Consider the following 3421-nt stretch of genomic DNA (forward strand, 5'->3'; position numbering starts at 1 on the left):
CCGCCGGTGCCGCGGGGCGTGCCGGCGCGGGCGTCGCCGCGGCGGGCTTGGGCGCGGCCGGGCGCGACGAGCCGCCACGTCCACCGCCGGCGGCGGGGTACGTGTCGCGCAGCTTGCGCACCACGGGCGGCTCGATCGTCGAGGACGCCGAGCGGACGAACTCACCGAGCTCGTTCAGCTTGGTCATGAGGGTCTTGCTGTCGACTCCGAGCTCCTTGGCGAGCTCGTAGACGCGGACCTTGGCCACATCTCTCCTGTCCTGGTCCGCCCCGGACAGGGTGGACCGTCGTTAGTGCCGGGTACTCATCGCTGGGTACTCATCGGTGCGTGCTCATCGGGTCGCCATCGGCTTCCAACCCGCTTCCCTGTCGACGGTCGGCACCGGGGTCGGTCCCCGGCACCGTGGTGCTGTGCTGTGGCTGGTCCTGCTCCGTGGCCCGCGCGACGGCGCGTGCCACGTCCTCGGTTCCCCAGGGGCCCGGGTTGCGCAACGCGCGTCCGAACGCCCGCCGCTTCACGGCGAGCTCGAGGCACCGCTGGTCGGGGTGCAGCCACGCACCCCGGCCCGGCATCCGGCGACGCTCGTCGACGACCAGCACGGGCGTACCCGTCCCGGCGTCGGCCAGCACCACCCTCAGCAGGACCGACCTGGGGCCGGTCTCTCGGCACCCCACGCACGTGCGGACAGGCCCCGGTTCGGGCACGGCAGGTGCGGGATCTGGGGTCCGCCTGGACGGCGAGGAGTGCCGGGCGTCCGGCCCAGCCTCGGAGAGTCTACCGCGCCGGGTCACCGGACGTGACCGGGCGCCCCCGCGGCCGGGCCGTCGGACGGCGCGTCGGCCCCCGCGGCGGGCGTCTCGGCGTCGGACCGGATGTCGATCCGCCAGCCGGTGAGCTTGGCCGCGAGACGGGCGTTCTGCCCCTCCTTGCCGATCGCGAGCGACAGCTGGTAGTCGGGGACGACGACGCGTGCCGCCTTCGCGTCCCGGTCCACGACCGTGACGTCGAGCACACGTGCCGGCGACAGCGCGTGCGCGATCATCTCGGCGGGGTCGTCGGAGTGGTCGACGATGTCGATCTTCTCGCCGTGCAGCTCGGCCATGACGGCGCGCACGCGGCCGCCCATGGGGCCGATGCACGCGCCCTTGGCGTTGACGCCGGCGACGTTGGCCCGGACGGCCATCTTGGTGCGGTGGCCGGCCTCACGCGCCATCGCCGTGATCTCCACGGTGCCGTCCGCGATCTCGGGGACCTCGAGCGCGAACAGCTTGCGCACGAGGTTGGGGTGCGTGCGGGACAGCGTGATCTGCGGCCCGCGGGGCCCGCGCGCGACGTCGAGCACGAAGCCGCGCAGCCGCTCGCCGTGCACGTAGCGCTCACCGGGCACCTGCTCGTGCTGCGGCAGCACGGCCTCGACCCCGCCGACGTCCACGAGGACCGTGCGCGGGTCGCGCCCCTGCTGGATGACGCCGCCGAGCACCTCGCCCGCCTTGCCCCGGAACTGCCCGAGCACCTGGTCGTCCTCGGCGTCGCGCAGCCGCTGGACGATGACCTGGCGCGCGGTGGACGTCGCGATGCGCCCGAAGCCCGCGGGCGTGTCCTCGTACTCGGGCGGCTCGGGGGCGTCCTCGGGCGCGTCGGGGTCGCGCGGGTCGCGCGCCCACACGGTCACGTGCCCCGTGCGGCGGTCCACCTCGACGCGCGCCCGCTGCTGCGCACCGGGCGTACGGTGGTAGGCCGAGAGCAGCGCCTGCTCGATCGCCTCCACCAGCACGTCGAGGCTGATCTCGCGCTCGCGCTCGATGAGTCGCAGCGCCTGCATGTCGATGTCCACGTCAGCCCCTCACTGCGCCGGCGTCGTGCCGGCCGGCGTCCTCGTCGGACTCGTCGTCGCGCACCGCGGCGAGGTCCACCTGCACACGTGCGTCGCGCACGTCCTGCCATGCCAACGTCACGGGTGCACCCTCGACGGGCCTGCGGCCCTTGCCGGGCACCGTCACCGGGACCACGACGACCGCGGGCGCGTCGCCCGCGGCGACGTCGTCGAGCCGCCCGGTCACGGTGCGCCCGTCGACCGTGCGCACGACCACCGTGCGCCCCAGCGCGCGGCGCCAGTGGCGCGCGGCCGTGAGCGGCCGCTCGGCACCGGGGCTGCCGACCTCGAGCGTGTACACGCCGGGCACGACGTCGACCGCGTCGAGCGCGTCCGACACCACCTGCGTGACGTCACCCACCCGGTCCAGGTCGAGCGCGCCGGGGTCGTCCTCGGCGAGGTCCACGACCACGCGGACGACCGTGCGACCGCCGCTGCGGGCGACCTCGAGGTCGTCGAGCAGCAGACCTGCCCCGGTCACGGCGGCCTCGACGACCTCCCGCACACGCGGTGCGGTTCCTGGCGCGACCATGACGCGGCCTCCTGTCGGCTCTCCTGCTGCGGGGCGCAGGCGGCGACCCTGTGACGTTGTCCCACCAGCCTAACGACTCCCGACGCGCGTGGCCGACGCGCACCGGTGCCGCGTCGGTCACGGCGTCACGTGGCAGGATCGCGCCCGATGCACCCGTCCGCCCCCGCCCCGTCCGCGCCGCGGCACCGCGCCCGCGCGGCCCGCCCGACCCGCGCCGCCGCGCTGCTGCTCGCCGGCGCCCTCGTGCTGGCCGGGTGCGGCCTGCGCCTCGAGACGCCGCCGCCGGCCGAGCCCACGCCCGATGCGACCGAGCAGGTCCGCGCGCGCACCGTCGGCGACGCGCTCGCACTGGCCTCGGCGGCCGCGGCGCTCTCGGCGCAGGGCGTCGACGAGGCCGTGCGGCCCGTGCTCGACGACGTCGCCGCCTTCTCGACGCGGCACGTCGAGGAGCTCGGCGGCGTGTACGAGTCGGGGCTGCCGGATCCGTCGCCCACCGCGACGCCCACCCCGGCGCCTGAGCTCCCCGAGGACGTCGCGACCCTGCTGACGGCGCTGTCGGCCGACGCCGACGCCGCGACGCGGGACGCCGACGCGGTCCCGGACGGCGCGCTGGCGCGCCTGGTCGGGTCGGTCGCGGTCGCGCGGGACGCGCTCACCGACCGGCTCGCGGCCGCGGCCGGGCTCCCCCGCCCCGACCGCGCGCCCGCGACGGACGACGACGCGGAGCCCGCCGCCGCACCTGACGCGTCCGCGCCGACCACCGACGCTCCCGACGACGCGACCTCACCGGCGCCCGACGGCGCCCCGGAGGCCGCCGCCGTCGCGCTCGCGCACGACGAGGCCGCGTGGACGTTCACGGTGCTCGCGGCGCGCTCGGCGGACGACCGACGCGCGGCGCTGCTCGCCGCCGCGGCACGCCACGAGGCGGCCTCGGACCGGTGGGCCACGGCGGCCGGCGTCGCGGGACGCCCGACCGACCCGCGGCGCGCCGCCTACGCGCTGCCCGCGGCGCTCGA

5 protein-coding genes are annotated in these 3421 nt (G+C 76.8%); 1 reads left to right on the forward strand and 4 read right to left on the reverse strand.

The window, feature by feature from the left end; genetic code table 11:
- The 4 genes from CS2_RS17935 to rimP all read right to left on the reverse strand — a co-directional run.
- The coding region (locus CS2_RS17935) for a translation initiation factor IF-2 N-terminal domain-containing protein (protein WP_156442211.1) at positions 1 to 247 on the reverse strand (247 nt) is incomplete at its 3' end.
- A 70-nt stretch (positions 248 to 317) separates the two neighbouring features.
- A complete protein-coding gene (locus CS2_RS17940) occupies positions 318 to 632 on the reverse strand; it encodes a YlxR family protein (RefSeq protein WP_404813905.1) in 315 nt (104 codons plus the stop codon).
- A 155-nt stretch (positions 633 to 787) separates the two neighbouring features.
- Entirely contained in the window at positions 788 to 1834 is a 1047-nt protein-coding gene (gene nusA, locus CS2_RS17945; protein ID WP_046528120.1) for a transcription termination factor NusA, read from the reverse strand.
- A 1-nt stretch (position 1835) separates the two neighbouring features.
- Positions 1836 to 2405, reverse strand: coding sequence for a ribosome maturation factor RimP (gene rimP / locus CS2_RS17950; RefSeq protein WP_070320989.1), 570 nt, complete (start codon positions 2403 to 2405; stop codon positions 1836 to 1838).
- 147 nt (positions 2406 to 2552) lie between these two features.
- Between rimP and CS2_RS17955 the strand changes: the two genes are divergently transcribed.
- Positions 2553 to 3421: DUF4439 domain-containing protein (locus CS2_RS17955; protein ID WP_070320990.1), on the forward strand; the 869-nt coding region annotated here is incomplete at its 3' end.

The organism is Cellulomonas iranensis NBRC 101100 = JCM 18110 (assembly GCF_001552375.1).
GTDB lineage: Bacteria > Actinomycetota > Actinomycetes > Actinomycetales > Cellulomonadaceae > Cellulomonas > Cellulomonas iranensis.

What these genes read in the sequence shown, in the direction of transcription:
- rimP (WP_070320989.1), bottom strand. Translation starts at nt 2,405, where the DNA reads ATGGTCGCGCCAGGAACCGCACCGCGTGTGCGGGAGGTCGTCGAGGCC.